The organism is Extensimonas perlucida (assembly GCF_007655255.1).
Taxonomy (GTDB): domain Bacteria; phylum Pseudomonadota; class Gammaproteobacteria; order Burkholderiales; family Burkholderiaceae_C; genus Extensimonas; species Extensimonas perlucida.
This window is the reverse complement of the sequence record NZ_VMYE01000013.1, coordinates 1-15,697: the sequence shown is the minus strand read 5'-3', so window position 1 is coordinate 15,697 and position 15,697 is coordinate 1. Positions and strand designations below refer to the sequence as shown.

Sequence of the window (15,697 nt, the reverse complement as noted above, 5' to 3'; positions counted from 1 at the left end):
CGGTCACGCTCAATGAGCTGAACGGCCTATGCCACCGGCGGTCCAGAGAGCACCCCATATTCCTGCTTGTCGCGCAACACTTCGTCCACCAGCGCTTCATCGATTGCTACGCTATCCGAAGCAAAACCATAGACCAGCAACGTGTCGCACAGGATGTTGATACTACGCGGCACCCCATGCGACGTTTGGGCTATACGCTGCACTGCGGCGGGCGTGAAAAGTGGCTCCTCCCTGCCTGCCACCTGAAGGCGGTGCGTGATGTAGGCGGCGACTTCTTCAGGAGTCAGCGGCGGAATGAAAAAATCCACCGCCACGCGCTGTGCGAACTGAAGCAGCTCGGGCTTTTGTAGCAGATCACGCAACTGCGGCTGGCCGACCAAGATCACCTGCAGTAGCTGGTCCTTGTCCACATTGATGTTGGACAGCATGCGCAAGGACTCCAGCGCCGCGACGCTCAGATTTTGCGCCTCATCGACGATCAGTATGGTTCTGCGGCCAGCGCCATACTCGTTGATCAAAAAGCGCTGAAACGCATCGTACCGGGCCACCGCTGACATGCCTTCGTAGGGCTGCCCAAAGGCCAGCATGATCCATTCGAGCAAATCGGCAATATCCTGGTGGGTGTTGTATACCAAACCCACCGTCAGGTCTGGACCCAGCTGGTTCAGCAGGTGGCGTATCAGCGTTGTTTTGCCACAGCCAATATCTCCACAAATCACTGAAAAATTGGCTCGGTTTTGGATTCCATATTGAAGCATGGTGTAAGCCAGACTGTGGCGCCTACCCAAGAACAAAAAATCGGGGTCTGGCTGAATGGAAAATGGCTTTTCCTTCAATCCATAAAATGCTTCGTACATGCTTCACAGCCCTTGCAGCGCTTTTTTGGCACTTTCCGCCTGTGGGAAAGGCTGCTTGGCCGAAAGCGCCACCGCCTTTTCCAAAGCCGGCTTCGCCAAGGCCTTGTTGTTTCTGGCCAGCTGCACCTGCCCATAGTGGTATTGCACCACAGCCCTGTCTGGCAGCTGGTCTGCCGCCGCCTTGAGCAATACCACGGCATCCTCGTTCTTGCCCACGCGGTAGCTGGCCCAGCCCAGCGTGTCCTTGAACTGCGGCACGTTGCTATTCTTCAGGCGCTGGGCCAATTGGTAGGCCCTTTCTGCACTGGCTTTGTCTTCGCGGTGGTCTGCCAACAGGCTGGCAAGGTTGTTCACCACCACCTCCGCGCCCGGCCGCTCTTTGATGAGCTGTTCATACACGGCGATGGCTTCGTCGATGCGGTTGAGCGCCTCCAATACCCCCGCCTGCGCCAGGCGCAAATTGAAATCCGCTGGCGCAGCCTTCAATCCTTTTTCAAGCGTGGCTTCGGCTTCGGTCCATTTACCCTGCGCGGAGAACAGTGCGGCCAAACCGCCATACGCCGGCGCAAACCGCGCATCGTGCGCAATCATCGCTTCGTAAGCCTTTTGGGCACCTGCCGTATCCCCTGTCTGCTGCAGCAACTGCGCCAGCAACAACTGTGCATTCAGATTGTCTGGAGAAGCCTTCACCACACCCTGCATGAAAGAGACGGCCTCGTTGCTCTTTCCCGCGGCCAGATAAGTGCTCACCAAGGCCATCATGGGGCGCACCTCGGTAGGGGACAACTCGTAGGCCTTGCGGAATGACGCAATGCTGCTGTCGAAATTGCGTCGTGCCGCAAATACCGCCCCCTGAATCTGGCTCGCCGCTGCGGTCTGGTCTTTCATCTTGGCGACCGCATCCGCAACGGCTTGCGCATTGGTCAGGTCGCCGGTGCTCAAGTAAGCTTGCGCCAACAACTGCAGCGCCGGGACGTGGTTGGGAGTGATCCCCAATACCTCACGCAAGACCTCCTGCGCCTGCTTGGCCTTGCCACTTTGCAGCAAAAATTGCGCGTAATTCACGCCAAACTGAGGCGATTGCTGCTTGCCCGCCTGAAAACTACGCCCCAGGTAATCCATCGCCAGATCGCGCGAGCCTTGCAATTCGTGTGCCCTGCCCAATAAGGCCATGGCGCGCGCCGAGTTGGGTACGTCGCGCAAGATGGTGCGCAAGTCGGCCACGGCGTCATCCAGGCGCTGCTCGTCCATGGCCACGCTGGCCTTCAACAGCAGAGCTTGCTCATTGCGCTCGTCTTTCGCCAACACCTCCTTGATCAAGCTCTGGCCACCCGCCTTGTCGCCGCGCTTGAGCAGTTCCACGGCCAGCGCATTGCGCGCTTTCAGACCGGCCTCGTCGGTGTCCGCTTGCTGAATCACCTCGCGAAACACGCTTTCTGCCTCCGCGCTTTTTCCTTGCGCCAACAACGTGCTCGCCAGGGCAAAGCGCAGTTCATGGTTCTTGGGTTCGGCTGCGATCAGCTTGTTGAGTTCGGCTAGGCTGGCGTCTTCGCCGCGCGCCGCAGCCAGAAAACGCACGACATCCAGCTTGGCCTGCAAGTCTTTTGGAAATGCCTGCACGGTAGCGCGGTACTCCGCCTCGGCCTTGTCTTGTTGCCCATGCAGCATGTAATACTGCGCCAGCAGCGTCCGAAAGGATTTATTGTCCGGATAAAGCGCAATCAGCTTGCGGAACACCTGCTCGGCCTGCTCATGCTGGGCCATTTTTTCGAGGGCTTGCGCCTTGATCAGTTGCAGAGCCACATCGCGCTCATTCGCGGCCAGGCCTTGATCGAGATACTGCACGGCAGCCGCAGCATCGTTTGCCGCCAGGCGCTCCGAAGCCAGCACCACCAACGCATCGGCTTGGGCAGGCTCCTTGCGCAAGGCTTGTTGGGCAAGTTCCACCGCTTTCTTGCGGTCGTCGAGCTTGAACATCAGTGCCGCACGCAAGGCCAGCACGTCGGCGTCTTCGGGAGCCAAGGCCGAAGCAGCATCGCTTGCCGCCAAGGCCTTGTCCAACGCCCCTGCAGCCAAAAGCAGCTTGGCCAAGCGCAGCTGCGCTTTCAAGTTTGTAGCATCTACCTCCACCACCTTGCTGAGCAAGGCATACACCTTATCCCACTCGGCAGAGCGCTCGGCAATGTCCACCAGCCCCATCAGCGCGGGGACATAGTTGGGGTTGAGCTGCAAGGCATTCTGAAACTCCAGCCGCGCCTTCATCCATTCGCCCTTGGCCATGAGTTCAGTGCCCCGCGCGTTGAAACGCGCCACTTTTTCTTCGGGCGAGGAACACCCCAAGACCACAACCACGGCTGCGGCCATTGCCCACTTGCCAAGTGTTCCGAATCTGCGCTTGTCCGTCATGTTGCTCACCCTATCGTTTCGTTTGTCAATCAGGCACATAGGACCCAAGCATAGGAATTGCCAGCCTCACCAGCCGTTGCAGGCGCTCGTCCGCGCGCTGCACATCTTCTGACGGGCCTAAAGCCGTCACTACACGCACCAGTGCACCATCGGTGCGGTTGCGCGTCAAAGCATCCTGCAACAGATACCACTTCATCCAATATTCGTTCGAAATGCGTCGTCCGCGCTGCTCAAACCAGTAATACACCAGCTGCCGCTGCCCACTTTTATCAATCAGCACCCGCACCGCCTCCATAGGCTTGCCATCGGTCAGCGGAAACTTTACCTGCTCGATACCAGAAATCACCCAGCCACCACCCGGAATACACACCTGCGGGGAATGCGGCGAAACGCCCTTGCGCTGCGAAGCGTAATAGGCCACATAGAAATTCACCTGTGCGCCTTCCGGGTCCACGTAGTCCGCCAGCACGTAATCGCTGAACCCCAGCGCCTGCTCGACATCTATGGACAAGGATGACTCCTGCTGGGCTCGCCAGTCACCCAACTCCAGCGGAAAAGTCTTCAGGCTCTGGCGCAAGGGCTGCTCTTCGGCGCGTCCGCCCAGCTCATACACCAGCACCGATGCCCCGACCAACAACAACACGCCCGCTGGCAACCACTTGCCCACGCCAGCCCCCACAGGCCGTGCAGGCACCACCGCCGCCACTGTGGGCAACTTTTGCACATCCAGCAACGGTCGGCGGTGGGTATAGCGTTCTATGAGCCAGATTTCGAGCATCAAGACCAGCTGGCAAATCAGAAAAATCACCCAGCCTTCAAAGTAGTGCAAAAAGCCATCCGCCATGCCGCTGCCCCAGCGCTCCACCAGCACCCCCACCATGGCAATCCGCAGACTGTTCGTCAGCACAGTGATAGGGATAGTGCTCAAAAACACCAGCACCCGCCAGCGCAAGGCCGCCGGGTACATGTAGGCCATCAAAAAGCCGATGCTGAGCAAAGGGTACAGGTAGCGCAAGCCACTGCACGCTTCCACCACCTGCAGTTTGTAAACGCCCAGGTCGATCACATTGCCTTCGAGGTACACCGCGTAGCCCAGGGCTCGCAATACGGCCACGCCCAGCGTCGAAGAAAGCAACTGCAAGCGCCACGAAATTTGTGAATCCACAAAGTACGGCAGCGGAATGGCAAACAGCAGGAACGCGATGGGCAGCCAGGCCATACGCAGCAACGAAACCCCGCCGTAGCACAACACCACCCCCACCAGCGCGAGCAAGAAGCCCAACTGAATGAGCAGGTAAATGGCCGTAACCTCCCCCAGCACCAGCAAAGCAGCGCTCAGCGCCAGAACCACCAAACCCCATGTCGAGGGCGCGCCCACACTGTCGCGCAGCGCCTGGCGCCTGCTCCACAACAGCCAAAGCGAAATCAACGGCAGGAAAAAACCGTGGCTGTATTCCTCTTGCTTGTACCAGCGGTGTACCAAGTCGAGCAGGCCACCACCGAAGGCCAAAAAGGTCAGCAGCAGCGCAAAAACAAGCAAAGCCTCGTTGAGGCGAAATTTGGATGGGATCGTCACTTGCACATCACGAAGTAGGGGCCACGGATACTAGCAGTTACCAACATTCAAATGTACCTTCCCAGCACGGAGGTCTTGAGCCAGTCGGGCTATTTACGCATGCCTTGGAACCTCGCAGCGCGCCATAAAAACGCGGGGTTACCGAGCACATAGCGGCGGTACAGGCGGCGCGGCTCCAACCCAAGGCGGTATAGCCATTCGAGACCCGTCTGCCGGAACAGCCTTGGGGCACGCGCTACCCTCCCACCGAGAAAATCCAAGATGGCGCCACCACACACCACCAGGCAGCCCACGGAATTGGCCTGCTTCAGCAATGCAGCGATCCGCTCCTGCTTGGGCATGCCCATACCCAGAATCACCACTTGAGGTGCCGCTGTCCGCATCGCGGCCAAGTAGTCTGCATCGGCCAAAAAACCATCGAGACAAGAAACACATTCGACGCCCCACTCGGCAGCTATCCTGCACTTGGCCTGCTCCAGATAGGGGTCCTGGGTGCCCCAGAGCGCCACGCGCTTACCCCGGCAGGCAGCCAGCAACTCTGGGATGAAATCTGTGCCGTTCATGTTCAGTCCGGGCGGCTGCCCCAGCATGCGCAGCAGCACTTGCATGCCCGAACCATCGCGCAGCACCACATCCGCCTGCATCAGCAAGCCGGCAAACTCGGCCTGCTGTGCCGCCATGTTCATGGCGTGCGCATTCACAAAAGCCAGCACCCGCGGCCGCTCAAGAGGCTGCAGCAGCTCATGCACCAAAGCCTGCTTTTCGGGCATTCCCGGCACCAGACGCAACACCTGAAGCACCCGCTCCCAACGAACCGCCCAATCTGGCAGAGGCTTTGTATCCATGCTTAGTCGCGCCGGGTCTTTACCCAAGCCACCTGCCGCTTGAAAAGAAAAGCCAGGTACAAAGGCAATTTCCGCAAAATGTAAACTGGCACTAGCAGCAACTCGTGGCCGCGCACCCAGGCTTTCCCCACCAGCATCCATCCCTGCACCGCTGCACTCAGCAGCGCCGCACAAGCGCCCACGCCCACCAATAGCGGCCACACCACAGCCGTTTGCCAAGCCACTACCGCCCCCAGCATGGCGTATGTCGCACACAAGGAGGCAAGCAAAGCCAACGGCGGTACGCTCATGTCCAGCGCCAGAGCCAACAAGCTCCCATTGCGCTGCCATAGCGCCTGCGCCAGATAGCGCGGCGCGTCCTGCATCAGCACCGTCAGATGTCCATGTTCCCAGCGTTTGCGCTGGCTTTGCACGCCTTGCTCGTTGACAGGGAAGTCGCTCAACACCATCGCCTCGGGGCAAAAATACGGTGGCTTGCCCATCGCGGCAAAGGTCAACCCCAACTTCAGGTCTTCCACAATGTGCCCCGTGGCAAAACTCACTTGCTGCACCAATGGCCAAGGGAATGCCATACCACTTCCCATGAGCTGGCAGGGCAACCCCAGGCACTTGTATCCCAACGCCCGCAAGTGGTTGCGCAATGCCCATGCGAAAGCGGCCATACGCAATTTCAGGCCGCTGCCGGCGCCGGCCTGCATCAGGTACAAGCCCTGCACCGGGCGCTGCAACTTCCAGGCCTGCGCCGCGAGACGCTGCAACGCCCCAGGTGCCAAGCGGCAGTCGGCATCCACCACCACCACCACCTGCGGCGAACGCTGCGTCAGGCATGCCAGACCATACGCCAGTGCGTAGCCTTTGCCACGCAATACAGGGTCGGTGCGTTCCACCACCTCCGCACCCGCGGCGCACGCCACTTCGGCTGTGGTGTCGGCACAGTTGTCGGCAACCACCAGCAAGCGGTCTTGCAGTCGCAGGTGCCGACGCACCTCGGCCACCGTCTGGGCAATCACGGTGGCTTCGTCATGGGCCGGCATCAGTACGGCCAGGGTCGGTGCTTCGTCCGGGCTGTCAGCGATCTGGGCACGCCACACCCAAGCTGCGGCATACACCTGAATCACCAATAAGACCGTCCACAGCAGCAGCAAAACACCCAGCAGCGCCAGCGGCAGCATCCACAGCAAACTGCTATTCACTAGTCCCCCCCTTGCCGAAACAAGGCCAGCAATTTGGCAGCTTCCGTATCCACATCGTGGCGCGCCAGCACCCGCTCCCTGCCTGCCAAGCCCATGGCACTCAATTGCGCGGGGGGTGCGGCCAGCACCTCATACATGGCGGCCACCAGAGCGTCTTGATCTCCTGCGGGCAGCAGCCAGCCCTGCTCGCCGTGGCGCACCAGCTCAGGTATGCCGGCAATCGCCGTAGTCACCACCGGTCTGGCCAAGGCCAGCGCCTCCATGATCACCACTGGCAGCCCCTCGGCAAAACTGGGCAGCACCATGGCGCGCGCAGACTGCAGTTCTTCGCGCACCTGGGTGCTACTGATCCAGCCAGTGACGCGCACCGCCGGCTGCAAGCCGTTTGCCTGAATGTAATGCTCTATCTCGGGCCGCATCTCACCATCGCCCGCCAGCACCAGTTCGCACGCCACGCCCTGCGCGCGCACCTCACGCAGCGCTTGCAGCAACAGCAATTGCCCTTTCTGCTCGCACAACCGACCCACACACACCAGACGAGGCACATCCGGCACTGGTGTTATAGCTCGTGCATGGAACGACTCTTCCAACCCGCAGCGCACCACGTTCACCTTGGGCCAGTGCGCATATCCTACCCATCGGTACAGCTGGCTGCGTCCGAAAGAGCTTATGGCCACCACAAAACGGGCGTGCTCGATCTTTTCGCGCAGGTGCAAGCCCTGCGGTTTGTCAAACTCTTCCGGCCCATGCACGGTAAAGCTGAAACCCGGCCCGCCCAAGGCATGTGCCAGCATCACCACCTCGGCCGAATTGGTGCCAAAGTGGGCATGCACGTGCTCCACCCCAGAGCCGCGCAGCAAGGCCAGCAGCTTGCAGGCTTCGGCCAGATAAATCCAGTGGTAGAGCAAGGGTCGGTCAGACATGCGGGCCATGCGGCTGGCTTGCAGCCAAGCTCTGCCCAAGCGCACCGGGTTACGCAACAACTGCCCCAGCACAGCGCCCACCAGACCACGCAGTCCGCCACGCAGCACATAGTGCGTTTTCCCCTGTTCGGCCTGGTCTTCTGCATCCACCACCGAATCGTCCCAACCGCGCAAAGCCATGCGCACAACGGTTGCCCCCTGGCGCTCCAGCGCCAGAATCTCCCGCCGAATGAAGCTGTGGCTTACTTTGGGGTATTGGTTGATGAAATAAGCGAGTCTCATGCAGCGTCCCTGATTCGCGACCAAGCCCCAGCAGTCACGAGCGCCAAAGCCCTATTTTTGATCATCGCATTCACCTTGACACCCAATGTGTTCGCAATAGCCCAGCACCTCGAGTATTTCGCTGCGCTGAGCGCTGGCCCGGCGTGAATGCAGGAGCCCCGTAAGGGGTGACTGTTGGCCTGACGGGGATATGGCGTCCCGCCGGCATCAACAATGCACCCCGCGCGGAGTATGCCAGTCAATGCAGCGCACGCTTGAGGCGGATTTCCTCTATGCGCACGCCGCCCACGAGCGAAGTCTTGGCCGTGGAGAGTTCGCGCTTGAAGCCCGCAATTTCATGAAAGCGCAGGGCGCGCTCGTTGCACAGGGGAATCCACACCGTGGCAGTGGTACAGCCCTCTTCGAGCAGACCGTCGCGCGCCGCGTCCCACAAGGCCAGGCCCACGCCCTGTTGCCAATGGCTGGGCGCGGCGTAAATGGCCCAGATTTCGCCCGTGGTCGGGCGCGACTTGGGGTCGCGCGAGCGGTCGTAGCCGACGAAACCGACGACTTTGTCGCCCTCGAGCGCCACCATGACCTGCGGCTCGCAGTATTCGATGGCTTCGCGCCAATAGGCCTGGCGCTCTTCGGGCTTCAGGGTGCGCAGATAGTCATCCGGCAGCAGGCCCCGGTAGGCCTCCTGCACGGCAAGGGTGTGGACTTGGGCGATGGCTTTGGCGTCGCGCAGCGTGGCAGGACGCACCTCGATGGTGGACATGTAAAAAACGGCGAAGTGACAAAAGGCCGGCATTGTGCGCGCAATCGGTACGGCCCGCAAAAAAATCATAAAAAAAAGCTGCCAGCTCTTGTATGTCAAGCGCTGGCAGCTATCATTTTAGTGAGTTGTCGGGCTTACTTTTGCGCGCTGGCAGCAAACTGGAACACACCCGGCTCGCGCACCGGATCGACCGTGACGCGGATTTTGCTCTTGGGCGGAAAGCGCCCCTCGAGCAGCAGCTTCGACAAGGGGTTTTCGATGCGTTGCTGGATCGCGCGCTTGAGCGGCCGCGCGCCGAACACCGGGTCGAAGCCCACCTTGGCAAGCTCTGCCAACGCAGCGTCGCTGACCTCAAGCTCGAGCTCCATCTTGGCAAGACGCTCGGTGAGCACTTTGAGCTGGATCTTCGCAATGGCGCTGATCTGGCTCGCATCCAAACCGTGGAACACCACAATTTCGTCGATGCGGTTCAGGAACTCGGGGCGGAAGTGGTTCTTCAGCTCGTCGAACACCGCATCCTTGACTTCATCGTAGGGCCGGCCCGCCATGCTTTGGATCATGGGGCTGCCGATGTTGCTGGTCATGATGATCACGGTGTTCTTGAAGTCCACCGTGCGCCCCTGACCATCGGTCAGGCGCCCGTCGTCGAGCACTTGCAGCAGCACGTTGAACACGTCGGGGTGGGCCTTTTCCACTTCGTCGAGCAGCACCACGCTGTAGGGCTTGCGCCGCACGGCCTCGGTCAGATAGCCGCCCTCCTCATAGCCCACGTAGCCCGGCGGCGCGCCGATCAGGCGTGCGACCGAGTGCTTTTCCATGAACTCGCTCATGTCGATGCGGATCAGGTGCTCTTCGCTGTCGAACAGGAAGCCCGCAAGCGCCTTGCACAGCTCGGTCTTGCCCACGCCCGTGGGGCCGAGGAACAGGAAGCTGCCCGTGGGTCGGTTCGGGTCGGACAGGCCCGAGCGCGAGCGCCGGATCGCATTGGCCACGGCGGAAATCGCCTCCTCCTGACCGACCACGCGCTCGTGCAGGTGCTCCTCCATCTGCAGCAGCTTTTCGCGCTCGCCCTGCATCATCTTGGACACCGGGATGCCTGTCATGCGGCTCACCACCTCGGCGATCTCTTCGGCGCCGACCTGGGTGCGCAGCAGGCGATGGGGCGCGGGTGCGCCGTCCTTGCCCGCCTCCTTGGCCTGGGCTTCCTTGAGCTGCTTTTCCAGCTCGGGCAGCTTGCCGTATTGCAGTTCGGCCACCTTGTTGAAGTCGCCCTTGCGCTTGAATTCCTCGATCTGCAGCTTGGCCTGCTCGATCTGCTCGCGCACCTGCTGACTGCCCTGGGCCTGCGCTTTTTCGGCCATCCAGATGGCCTCGAGGTCGGCAATCTCTTTTTTCAGCTTGGCGATTTCTTCCTCGATCAGGGCCAGGCGTTTTTGCGAGGCCTCGTCCTTTTCCTTCTTCACCGCTTCGCGCTCGATCTGCAGCTGGATCAGGCGACGGTCGAGTTTGTCGATCTCCTCGGGCTTGGAGTCGATCTCCATCTTGATCTTGGCCGCAGCCTCGTCGATCAGGTCTATGGCCTTGTCGGGCAGGAAGCGGTCGGTGATGTAGCGATGCGAGAGCTCGGCTGCGGCCACGATGGCCGGGTCGGTGATCTCGACGCCGTGGTGTACCTCGTACTTTTCCTGCAGGCCACGCAGGATGGCGATGGTGGCCTCCACGCTGGGCTCGCCCACCAGGATCTTTTGAAAGCGGCGCTCGAGCGCGGCGTCTTTTTCGATGTATTTGCGGTATTCGTCGAGCGTGGTTGCGCCTATGCAGTGCAGCTCGCCGCGCGCGAGCGCGGGCTTGAGCATGTTGCCCGCATCCATCGCGCCCTCGGCCTTGCCGGCACCGACCATGGTGTGCAACTCGTCGATGAAGACGATGGTCTTGCCCTCGTCCTTGGCCAGTTCGTTGAGCACGTTTTTCAGGCGCTCCTCGAACTCGCCACGGTACTTGGCGCCAGCGAGCAAAGCCGCCATGTCGAGCGAAAGCACGCGCTTGTCGCGCAGCGACTCAGGCACCTCGCCCGCGACGATGCGCTGCGCCAGCCCTTCGACGATGGCCGTCTTACCGACGCCGGGCTCGCCGATCAGCACCGGGTTGTTCTTGGTGCGCCGCTGCAACACCTGGATGGCGCGGCGGATTTCGTCGTCGCGGCCAATCACCGGGTCGAGCTTGCCCTGGCGCGCGCGCTCGGTCAGGTCGATGCAGTATTTCTTGAGCGCCTCGCGCTGGCCTTCGGCCTCGGGGTTGTCCACCTTCTGGCCGCCGCGCACGGCCTCGATGGCGGCTTCCAGGCTCTTGCGTGTGAGGCCGTTTTCCTGGGCGATGCGCCCGGCCTCGCCTTTGCTGTCGGCAAGGGCGAGCAAAAACAGCTCGCTCGCGATGTATTCGTCACCGCGCTTGATGGCTTCTTTTTCGGTGGCCTGCAGCACGCGCGCAAGCTCGGGCCCGATCTGCACCTGCTCCTGGCCCTGCACCTGGGGCAGGCGCTTGACGGCGGCCTCGGCCGCAGTGAGCAGGCCTTGCACGTTGACGCCCGCGCGCTGCAGCAGCGCGCGCGGCCCGTCTTCCTGGCGCAGCATGGCCACGAGCACATGCGCCGGTTCAATGTAGGCATGGTCATTGCCGAGCGCCAGCGACTGGGCGTCGCTCAGGGCCTCCTGGAATTTGGTCGTGAATTTGTCAATCCGCATGGGTTTTTACCTCCGAATGGGCTGCAACTGAGGGACGCGCGCACCATTTCAAGGCCAACCCGCGCGGATAAGGTTGACCGGCATCAAAGCCCATTGAGCCTGCCATTGCGTCGCATGCGCGGCTCCTCACCCGCCCGCGTTGCGTGCCGCGATGCCCCAGCGCGCGAGCGCGGCATCGTCGCTCACGCGCGCATCGACCCAGCGCGCCCCTTGCGGCGTTTGCTCCTTTTTCCAGAACGGCGCCTGCGTTTTGAGGTAGTCCATGAGAAATTCGCAAGCCTGAAAGCTGGGCCCGCGGTGCGCCGCAGTCACGGCCACGAGCACGATTTGCTCGCAGGGCTGCAGCAGGCCCACGCGGTGGATCACGCGCACGGCGTAGATCGGAAAGCGCGCAAATGCCTCATCGACCATGGTCTGGATGGCTTTTTCCGTCATGCCCGGGTAATGCTCGAGTTCCAGGCTGCCCACCGCGTCGCCGTCGTTGTGGTCGCGCACCAGGCCGACAAAGCTGCACAGCGCGCCCACGCGGCGATCTTGCGCGCGCAGGGCCGTCAGTTCAGCGCCGAGGTCGAAGTCGGCCGTCTGGATGGAGATGGTGAATGCGGAGGGTGCGTTCATGGCATGCGTACCGATGCTGCGGGTTTTGGATAGCATTGCCCTGCACTGTATCTCTGTCTCCCCGTCTCTCTGTCTGCCACCCACCGGATACCCTCATGGCCAGCCGCACCATCACCACTGCCCGCTACAAGCTCTACCCTTCGCCGCGCAACGAAACCCACACGGTATTCGCGCACGAATCGTTCGTGCCCTACCCTTATGCGCTGATCGACCTGCCGAGCTTCGACCTCGTGGGCAAAAGCAGCCTGTTCGCCGCCTGCCGCCTGGCCGACATGAAGATGGGGCAACTGGTGACTTTCGAGCTCGAACAGGACTTGCGCAGGTTCGAAAGCCGTTTTGTGCCGGACTGAAACGGTATGCCCGAAGCCGCCTACGCCGCAGCGCGCTGGCGTTTCACCGAAGGACGCTGCAGACGCGGCTGCGGGTCTTCGCCCGGCGGCAGGCTGACCACGCGCCGCAACGTGATCTGCGCCTCCAAACCGCCCGAGCGCGCATTGACCAGGGTCAGTGTGCCGCCCATGCGCCGCACGGTCTTGTCCACGATGGACAGGCCCAACCCCGCCCCCGCGGCAGCTGTGCGCGCCGCGTCGCCGCGGAAAAAAGGCTTGGTCAGACTCGCAAGCTGCTCGGGCGGAACACCCGGGCCGTGGTCGCGCAGCTTGAGCAGCACCCACTCGTCACGCGCCCTGGCCGCGATGTCCACCTGCGTGATCTCGGTGCCCGGCGTCTTGCCATAGCGGCGCGCGTTTTCGAGCAGGTTGGAGATCACGCGCGCGAGCTCGACCTCATCGGCCTGCACGTTCAGGTCTTCGGGCACGGACATGCGAATCTGCAGGGCATGGTGGTTTTGCAGCGCATACACGCACGAAGACACCACGCCGTGCAGATTCACCGGCGTGAGCGTGGCGTGGTCGGGCCGCGCATAGTCGAGGAACTTGTCTATGGTCGCGTCGAGCTGCACGATGTCGGCCACCATGTGCGCGCGCGCCACCTCGTCGGTCACGCTCATTTCGGTTTCGAGCCGCAGGCGTGCAAGCGGCGTACGCAGGTCGTGCGAAATGCCTGCGAGCATCACGGCGCGGTCCTGCTCGAGCTTGGCCAGGCGCTCGGCCATGCGGTTGAAGCCGATGTTGACCTCGCGCACTTCGCTCGTCGGGACGTTCTCGTCGAGGTGGCTGGCCGCGAAATCGCCCTCGCGCACGCGGCTGGTCGCGTAGGACAGCTGCTTGAGCGGGCGGTTGATGAGCCGCGCGATCACCGCGGAGCCCGCAAGCGAGAGCAAGCCCACCATCGCGAGCCAGATCAGCCAGGTGCGCCCGCCTGCAAGATTGAAACGCGCCTGGTCCATGCGCAGCCAGTTCGGATCGCCGTTGATGTTGAAGCCCACCCATAGGCCCGGTTCGCCGTTCACGCTCTGTGCCACGACGGTGTCGGGGCCCAGGCGGCGCGCGAGCTCCTCCGTGAGGCGGCGCGCGAGCGCGGAGCCGGCCAGCGGCTCGTAGTGGTCGCCAGGCTCGCGCGGCATGATGCGCACACCCTCTTGCTCGGCCATGGTCTTGATCAGCGACACGCGCGCAATCGGGTCTGCGTGCACCAGCGCCGCGCGGCTCAGGTTGACCAGCGAGGCCGCCTGTTGCGCCATCTGCAGCGTGCGCGGCTCGAATTCGAGCACGCGCAATATCTGCAACCACGCGAGGATGCTGCCCGCCAGCAGCAGCGCCAACAGAAAGAACGTGCGCCAGAAAAGGTTCAGCCCCAGGCTCGTGCGCGGCTGGGCGCCGGAGGGTGCCGGCTCCAGCGGCGCCGGCATGGTGACATCGGGGGCTGCCTCTTGCATGGTGAGCTGCGAATCCGAAAAGGCCGAATGCGCGCCCGTTTGCGGCATGGGCATCAGCTCGTCCCATCCGGCACGAACACGTAGCCCACGCCCCACACGGTCTGGATGTAGCGCGGCGACGCGGGGTCGGCCTCGATCAGCTTGCGCAGGCGCGAAATCTGTACGTCCAAACTGCGGTCGAAAGGCTCGAACTCGCGCCCGCGCGCGAGCAGCGCCAGCTTTTCGCGCGACAGCGGCTGGCGCGGATGCCGCACCAGCGCCTTGAGCATGGCGAATTCGCCCGTGGTCAGGGGCAGCTCCTCGTCGTTGCGAAGCAGCACGCGCGTGCCCAGATCGAAGGTGAAGGGGCCGAAGCTCACGACCTCGTTCTCGCCCGAGGGTGCGCCGGGCGCCTCGGGCACGGGGCGGCGGCGCAGCACCGCATGGATGCGCGCGAGCAGCTCGCGCGGGTTGAAGGGTTTGCCCAGGTAATCGTCCGCACCCACCTCAAGGCCGACGATGCGATCCACGTCCTCGCCCTTGGCCGTGAGCATGATGATGGGCGTGCGGTCGTTCGCGGCGCGCAGGCGGCGGCAGATCGACAGGCCGTCCTCGCCCGGCATCATGAGGTCGAGCACGATGAGATCGACCGCTTCGCGCAGCAAAATGCGGTTCAGCGCCTTGCCGTCCTCGGCCAGCATGACTTCAAAGCCTTCTTGCGTGAGGTAGCGGCGCAACAGATCGCGGATGCGCGCATCATCGTCCACCACCAGAATCTTGTCGGTGCGGTTGCTCGTGGTATTCATCATGACCCCCGGTCGAATTTGTAACAGCGGCGATTCTGACCAGCTTGTCCACCAAAATTCCAGTTTTTTCGCCAGCCCTGACGCACTGTTACAAGTCTTGCCGCGTCGTACCGTGCGTTTTCTGCGCTTTCACGCGCCGTCTGCGCGCAGTTGCCTATCCTCTGCCGATTCTCGCTGCCTCAGGAGTCTTAGCCATGCCAAGAATCACGAAAATCATAGCTGCCTACGCTGTATCTACGGCCTCTGCGGCCATTTTTGCCCAAAGTCTTCCCACGCCCCAGCCAGCGCCCGCTGCGAACCTGCTGCAGCTCTCGACCAGCGCCACGGTAGAGGTGGCGCAGGACTGGCTGACGCTGACCCTGTCCACCACCAAAGAGGCCGCAGACGCGGCCGGCGTGCAGGCGCAGCTCACGCAGGCGCTGGAGGCCGCGCTCGCACAGGCGCGCCGCCAGGCCCAGCCCGGCCAGCTGGAGGTGCGCACCGGCCCCTTTGGCCTGTACCCGCGCTACGGCAAAGACGGCAAGATCAACGGCTGGCAGGGCCGCGCGGAAATGGTGCTCGCAGGGCGCGACTTTGCGCGCATCACGGGCACGGCGGGTCAGATCCAGACTCTGAGCGTCAGCGCGGTGGGCTTTTCGCTTGCGCCCGAAGCGCGCACCAGGGCCGAAAACGAAGCGCAGGCCCAGGCCGTCGCACGCTTTCAGGAGCGCGCCGCCACGCTCACGCGCGCATTCGGCTTTGGCGGCTACATGTCGCATCCCTGACGATTGTATAGACTCCCGCCGCTACCCCCTGTTCATGGCTCGTGCCGTTTTGCAAGCCCTGATTGAGGAACATGAGCAAGCCAGCAAAGGAGCCCGTACACCATGATGATCGC

Annotated in this window: 13 protein-coding genes; 2 read left to right on the top strand and 11 right to left on the bottom strand. The window is 62.4% G+C overall.

All coding sequences use genetic code 11. The features are described 5' to 3' along the window. Window positions 1-26: 26 nt before the first annotated feature. The 9 genes from FK527_RS11475 to moaE all read right to left on the bottom strand — a co-directional run bounded on the left by FK527_RS11475 (window position 27) and on the right by moaE (window position 12,198). Window positions 27-857: an ExeA family protein gene (locus tag FK527_RS11475; protein ID WP_144733813.1), complete on the bottom strand. Its 831-nt coding sequence runs from the start codon at window positions 855-857 to the stop codon at window positions 27-29. A gap of 3 nt (window positions 858-860) precedes the next feature. Continuing rightward, window positions 861-3,221, bottom strand: a complete 2,361-nt coding sequence (locus tag FK527_RS11470) for a tetratricopeptide repeat protein (protein ID WP_186298433.1) — start codon at window positions 3,219-3,221, stop codon at window positions 861-863. A gap of 67 nt (window positions 3,222-3,288) precedes the next feature. After that, complete coding sequence (xrtD, locus tag FK527_RS11465) at window positions 3,289-4,839, bottom strand: VPLPA-CTERM-specific exosortase XrtD (protein ID WP_222116148.1); 1,551 nt, start codon at window positions 4,837-4,839, stop codon at window positions 3,289-3,291. 89 nt (window positions 4,840-4,928) lie between these two features. Next, window positions 4,929-5,684, bottom strand: coding sequence for a WecB/TagA/CpsF family glycosyltransferase (locus FK527_RS11460; protein WP_144733804.1), 756 nt, complete (start codon window positions 5,682-5,684; stop codon window positions 4,929-4,931). A 2-nt stretch (window positions 5,685-5,686) separates the two neighbouring features. Continuing rightward, a complete protein-coding gene (locus FK527_RS11455; RefSeq protein WP_222116150.1) occupies window positions 5,687-6,856 on the bottom strand; it encodes a glycosyltransferase family 2 protein in 1,170 nt (389 codons plus the stop codon). A 20-nt stretch (window positions 6,857-6,876) separates the two neighbouring features. Further along, complete coding sequence (locus FK527_RS11450; RefSeq protein WP_144733798.1) at window positions 6,877-8,082, bottom strand: glycosyltransferase family 4 protein; 1,206 nt, start codon at window positions 8,080-8,082, stop codon at window positions 6,877-6,879. Window positions 8,083-8,320: 238 nt separating this feature from the next. Further along, a complete protein-coding gene (locus FK527_RS11445) occupies window positions 8,321-8,839 on the bottom strand; it encodes a GNAT family N-acetyltransferase (protein ID WP_144733796.1) in 519 nt (172 codons plus the stop codon). A 134-nt stretch (window positions 8,840-8,973) separates the two neighbouring features. Further along, window positions 8,974-11,580, bottom strand: a complete 2,607-nt coding sequence (clpB, locus tag FK527_RS11440) for an ATP-dependent chaperone ClpB (RefSeq protein ID WP_144733793.1) — start codon at window positions 11,578-11,580, stop codon at window positions 8,974-8,976. 126 nt (window positions 11,581-11,706) lie between these two features. Then, the gene (gene moaE, locus FK527_RS11435) at window positions 11,707-12,198 is read right to left on the bottom strand and encodes a molybdopterin synthase catalytic subunit MoaE (protein WP_144733790.1); all 492 of its coding nucleotides are present in this window, start codon (window positions 12,196-12,198) and stop codon (window positions 11,707-11,709) included. Window positions 12,199-12,293: 95 nt separating this feature from the next. Here moaE and FK527_RS11430 point away from each other — a divergent pair, with 95 nt between their 5' ends. After that, window positions 12,294-12,548, top strand: coding sequence for a hypothetical protein (locus FK527_RS11430; RefSeq protein WP_144733787.1), 255 nt, complete (start codon window positions 12,294-12,296; stop codon window positions 12,546-12,548). 20 nt (window positions 12,549-12,568) lie between these two features. Here FK527_RS11430 and FK527_RS11425 read toward each other — a convergent pair whose 3' ends face one another. Both FK527_RS11425 and ompR read right to left on the bottom strand, forming a co-directional pair. Next, window positions 12,569-14,035, bottom strand: coding sequence for a sensor histidine kinase (locus FK527_RS11425; RefSeq protein ID WP_144733967.1), 1,467 nt, complete (start codon window positions 14,033-14,035; stop codon window positions 12,569-12,571). A 53-nt stretch (window positions 14,036-14,088) separates the two neighbouring features. Next, window positions 14,089-14,823 (bottom strand): osmolarity response regulator transcription factor OmpR, encoded by a 735-nt coding sequence (gene ompR, locus FK527_RS11420; RefSeq protein WP_425460441.1) that lies wholly within the window; start codon window positions 14,821-14,823, stop codon window positions 14,089-14,091. A 191-nt stretch (window positions 14,824-15,014) separates the two neighbouring features. Between ompR and FK527_RS11415 the strand changes: the two genes are divergently transcribed. Further along, window positions 15,015-15,584, top strand: coding sequence for an SIMPL domain-containing protein (locus tag FK527_RS11415; protein WP_144733784.1), 570 nt, complete (start codon window positions 15,015-15,017; stop codon window positions 15,582-15,584). Window positions 15,585-15,697 lie beyond the last annotated feature (113 nt).

Excerpts from the sequence above, each read along its gene's own strand:
- FK527_RS11455 (WP_222116150.1), bottom strand. The coding sequence starts at position 6,856 with ATGCTGCCGCTGGCGCTGCTGGGTGTTTTGCTGCTGCTGTGGACGGTC.
- FK527_RS11450 (WP_144733798.1), bottom strand. The coding sequence starts at position 8,082 with ATGAGACTCGCTTATTTCATCAACCAATACCCCAAAGTAAGCCACAGC.
- FK527_RS11475 (WP_144733813.1), bottom strand. The coding sequence starts at position 857 with ATGTACGAAGCATTTTATGGATTGAAGGAAAAGCCATTTTCCATTCAG.
- FK527_RS11415 (WP_144733784.1), top strand. The coding sequence starts at position 15,015 with ATGCCAAGAATCACGAAAATCATAGCTGCCTACGCTGTATCTACGGCC.
- clpB (WP_144733793.1), bottom strand. The coding sequence starts at position 11,580 with ATGCGGATTGACAAATTCACGACCAAATTCCAGGAGGCCCTGAGCGAC.
- ompR (WP_425460441.1), bottom strand. The coding sequence starts at position 14,823 with ATGATGAATACCACGAGCAACCGCACCGACAAGATTCTGGTGGTGGAC.
- FK527_RS11460 (WP_144733804.1), bottom strand. The coding sequence starts at position 5,684 with ATGGATACAAAGCCTCTGCCAGATTGGGCGGTTCGTTGGGAGCGGGTG.
- FK527_RS11470 (WP_186298433.1), bottom strand. The coding sequence starts at position 3,221 with ATGGCCGCAGCCGTGGTTGTGGTCTTGGGGTGTTCCTCGCCCGAAGAA.
- FK527_RS11425 (WP_144733967.1), bottom strand. The coding sequence starts at position 14,035 with ATGCAAGAGGCAGCCCCCGATGTCACCATGCCGGCGCCGCTGGAGCCG.
- FK527_RS11430 (WP_144733787.1), top strand. The coding sequence starts at position 12,294 with ATGGCCAGCCGCACCATCACCACTGCCCGCTACAAGCTCTACCCTTCG.
- moaE (WP_144733790.1), bottom strand. The coding sequence starts at position 12,198 with ATGAACGCACCCTCCGCATTCACCATCTCCATCCAGACGGCCGACTTC.
- FK527_RS11445 (WP_144733796.1), bottom strand. The coding sequence starts at position 8,839 with ATGTCCACCATCGAGGTGCGTCCTGCCACGCTGCGCGACGCCAAAGCC.